This is a genomic window from Wolbachia endosymbiont of Drosophila bicornuta, assembly GCF_028982105.1.
Classification (GTDB): Bacteria; Pseudomonadota; Alphaproteobacteria; order Rickettsiales; family Anaplasmataceae; genus Wolbachia; species Wolbachia pipientis.
This window is the reverse complement of record NZ_JAPQLF010000132.1, coordinates 1-3,608: the sequence shown is the minus strand read 5'-3', so window position 1 is coordinate 3,608 and position 3,608 is coordinate 1. Positions and strand designations below refer to the sequence as shown.

Here is a 3,608-nt window from a genome sequence, read left to right as displayed (position 1 = left end):
CATACGCGTCAAGTTAAGGAAAAGTGTAAGTAAAGTTGATAGAGTGAAGGAAAATAATAAGGTATAAATTCTCTTGGATATATGAATGAGAGAACTTACAATGGACAGAATAGCTTGCTTATCAAAAGACCTCAATGAATTCTTTAATGAAAAAGCAGACGAAATATCAATTGCAGTAGGTTTTATAAAAAGAAAGAGAAAACTTAATGGCTCATCATTCATAAAAGCTATGGTTTTTGGTAACATAGGAGTTGATGATTGCAGCATAGAAACAATGTGCCAATTGCTAAATGAAGACTCGATAGAAATTACAAAACAGGGTTTAGATTTTAGGTTTAGTGAAGAAGCAGTTGAGTTCATGAAAAAAATGTATAACGAAGCTTTGTGTTTATTTAAAAAAAGTCTACAGATTGATTGCAAAATTTTACAGCAATTTGGAAGCGTTAAATTATTGGATAGCAGCTACATTAGCCTGCCCAGTAGCATGGAAGATATGTACAAAGGATATGGCAGTAGCTATAGAGATTGTGAGAATAATACCAAATCAGGAATAAAGCTACAGTTAGTCTTTGATTACCTGAATCAAGCGCTAGATAAGTTAAATTTTATGGAAGGAATAAGGTCGGATCAAGGTTATAGGGATTATCTGAACGGTTTATCAGCCAATGATTTGCTAATATTTGACTTGGGCTACTTTGTGCCTAGTTCTTTTAAACAGATTGATGAAGCAGGTGCATATTTTGTTAGTCGTTATAAGTCTGATACCAATATATATGATATAGAAACAAATCAAAAAATAGAGCTATTGGAGTATTTAGAAGGTCAATTATCTTCAGAAAAAGAAGTATTATTAGGAAAGGAAGTAAAAATTAAGGTAAGAATTATATGTCAAAAGCTAACTGAAGAACAGTCTATGGCTAGAAGAAGAAAGGCTAATAAATTAGCAAAGTCACATGGATATACATCTTCTCAAAAGAATCAAAAGTTATTAGATTGGTCAATATTTATAACTAATGTTCCAGAGAGTAAAATTAATGCTGAACAAATATTGACGGTTTATAGAGTAAGATGGCAAATCGAATTACTATTTAAACTATATAAAAGTCATATCAATCTTGATAAACTAAAAGGAAAGACAAATCCATTTAGAGTATTGTGCGAGCTATACGCAAAATTATGTGCTATTCTCGTATTTCACGAAATGGTTGGCTTTGTAAAACTAAAAAAGAACACGGAGCTCAGTTTAACAAAGGCATTTATTGAATTGAAAAGGCGGGTTAGAGAGCTCTTTTTGATATTAAACAATATTGTCAATAATTTAAAAATTTTTCTAAAAAAGCTTACTATAATCTGGTCAAAGTTTTCTTTGAAAGACAGATATAGGAAGACCAGGGTATCTACTTTAAGCTCTCTACATTCCTTAACTTGACGCGTATGGTTTATTTAACACTCCCTCTTAAGATGCCTAATCTACTTTCAGCTCCTCAGTATGTAAACTGCGTGGTAAAGACCCTAATTCCTTTGCAGCACTTAAACTTTTATTTTTTGCATGTATACCAAGCTTATTGAATTCTCGAGCAGCAGGAAACACCCTTGCTTCAAGAGAGCCAGCAGTTTTATTATAATGATCAACAGCACTTTTTAAGCTCCTGCGCAAATTATCAAAGTTTTCACCCATTGTGCAAATGCGCTCATATAAAATATGACCTAGTTCACTGATTTTCTTTGCGTTTTCAGCTATCATCTCTTGCTTCCATCCATACGCTATTGCTCTCAGCAACGCAATTAGAGTGATAGGTGTTGCAATGATCACTTTTTTTTCCACTCCAATCTCTATCAAAGCAGGCTCATATTCCAGTGCTGCGCTAAAAACCCCCTCCCCTGTTAAGAAAAGCACCACAAGTTCTGGCGTATTTTCAAATTGATTCCAATACTCTTTTTTACCCAAATCATTTATGTGTTTTTTTATTGCCAGGGAATGGTTCTTTAATTTCTCCTTTTGTATTTGCAAATCATTTTGTGATATAGCATCCATGTAAGAATCAAGCGGCACTTTAGCATCTATTATTATTTGCTTTCCAGATGGCATTTTGATTATTAAATCAGGACGCAATAAATTATCCTCGTTTTTATCAATCACTGACGGCTGAGTAAAAAAATCGCAATACTCAATCATTCCTGCCATTTCTACCACTCTTTTGAGTTGCATTTCACCCCATTTGCCCCTAATGTGAGGTTTCCTCAGGGCATTAGCAAGGTTGGAATTTTGGTTCATCAGCGCTCCAATTTGCTCCTTTAAACCTTCATAGGCCCCTACCCTCTCCTTTTCTAGCTCACGTATTTCATTATCGAATTTTTCTAATTTTTCTTTTATTGGAGTTACAACTTCGTTGATCTTTGCTTGTCTTTTTTTGAAATCGCTTTCCGTTTCTTTTAATTTACTATCGATTACTTCCTTTGCTAAGTTCAGAAAATTATTGTTATTTGTTTGCAAAGCATCAAGAGAGAGCGCTTTAAAAGTGTTTGTTAATCTCTCCTCTGCTTTTGTTAGTAATTCTATTTCCTTTTTCTTTTCCTCACGTTCTTTTTGCAGAGTTACTTCAAGTTCTGCTTTTTTGACCCTTAAATCAACTATTTCTTCATTCTTCGTAAGCAAAGTTTGCTTTGTTTCTTGAAGTTCTTGCTCTAATTTACATAAATTACCCTCAAGGTTTGCTTTCTTTTCGCTCAGTTTTTTTACGATAATGTAGAAAAATAGTAATAGAGAGACAACCAGAGCTATAGAATTGAAAAGCATCAGAATAAAAAAGCTGTATTTACAATTCTATATGATTTTTGTGTGTATAAGAAAGAAAAAAGGAGCACCTAAAGAGGTGACCTTACCAAGAAAAAGTAGAGAGAAAGTTAAGACGTTTTTATCATGAGAATAAATTGTGCAGGAATGCAATAGTTAATAGTAGAATGTCTACGTTATTTGTTATAAAAGATTTCTATGTATTCAAATATGGCAGTTCTGGTTTGTTGAGCGAGAAGTATCAATAAGCAGCTCCCTTTTAAGTGAACTTTTCTGCAACAGAGTTATCGTAACAACAGCCCTTATGGCTCATGCTGGAAATGATATTTTTTGTGTTCAATAGAAATTGGTAATTTTGAGAGGTATACTGTGACCCTTGATCGCTATGTAACAGCAGATTTTTATCGGGTTTGTGTTTATCAACGGCCATCAATAAAGAATCTATAACTAATTATCATGTTACTCATTAACCACCATGCGTGAATATAGGTCAATTATTGCCGCCAACAACCTTCTTTAGTTTTTATGTAGGTAATCCCAAACTTTATTTGGCTGATCAGTAGTAAAATTTTGATCCAATGTGTTCTGAGCCACAACTCGGTTGCTTATTTGCTGTTTTTTATTTTTGAACCTTCGTCTAAGCTTGGCTTTAATGCCATTTTCTTGCATAACACTTTGTACTGTTTTAATTTTTGCCTAAAGCTTTTAATTCAGCGTGAATTTTAGGGGCTCCATATCTGCATTTAGAAGCTTGATGTATTTTTTGAATATCTGCTAGAAGCCCTTCTTTTGCTAATTCTTTACTGCTTTTTTC

At 33.5% G+C, this 3,608-nt stretch carries 2 protein-coding genes and 1 pseudogene; 1 reads left to right on the top strand and 2 read right to left on the bottom strand.

Going from position 1 to position 3,608, the window contains the following annotated elements:
- Positions 1–100 precede the first annotated feature (100 nt).
- Entirely contained in the window at positions 101–1,429 is a 1,329-nt protein-coding gene (locus tag OZD68_RS05665) for an IS4-like element ISWosp9 family transposase (RefSeq protein WP_275009191.1), read from the top strand.
- 36 nt (positions 1,430–1,465) lie between these two features.
- On the opposite strand, the gene OZD68_RS05660 is transcribed toward OZD68_RS05665, so the two are convergent.
- The gene (locus OZD68_RS05660; protein WP_275009225.1) at positions 1,466–2,797 is read right to left on the bottom strand and encodes a DNA recombination protein RmuC; all 1,332 of its coding nucleotides are present in this window, start codon (positions 2,795–2,797) and stop codon (positions 1,466–1,468) included.
- 173 nt (positions 2,798–2,970) lie between these two features.
- Positions 2,971–3,608: pseudogene (locus OZD68_RS06820) on the bottom strand (IS3 family transposase); the annotation flags it as partial.

Bases quoted from the DNA above. Each gene is read 5' to 3' on its own strand.
- OZD68_RS05665 (WP_275009191.1), top strand. From the start codon at position 101: ATGGACAGAATAGCTTGCTTATCAAAAGACCTCAATGAATTCTTTAAT.
- OZD68_RS05660 (WP_275009225.1), bottom strand. From the start codon at position 2,797: ATGCTTTTCAATTCTATAGCTCTGGTTGTCTCTCTATTACTATTTTTC.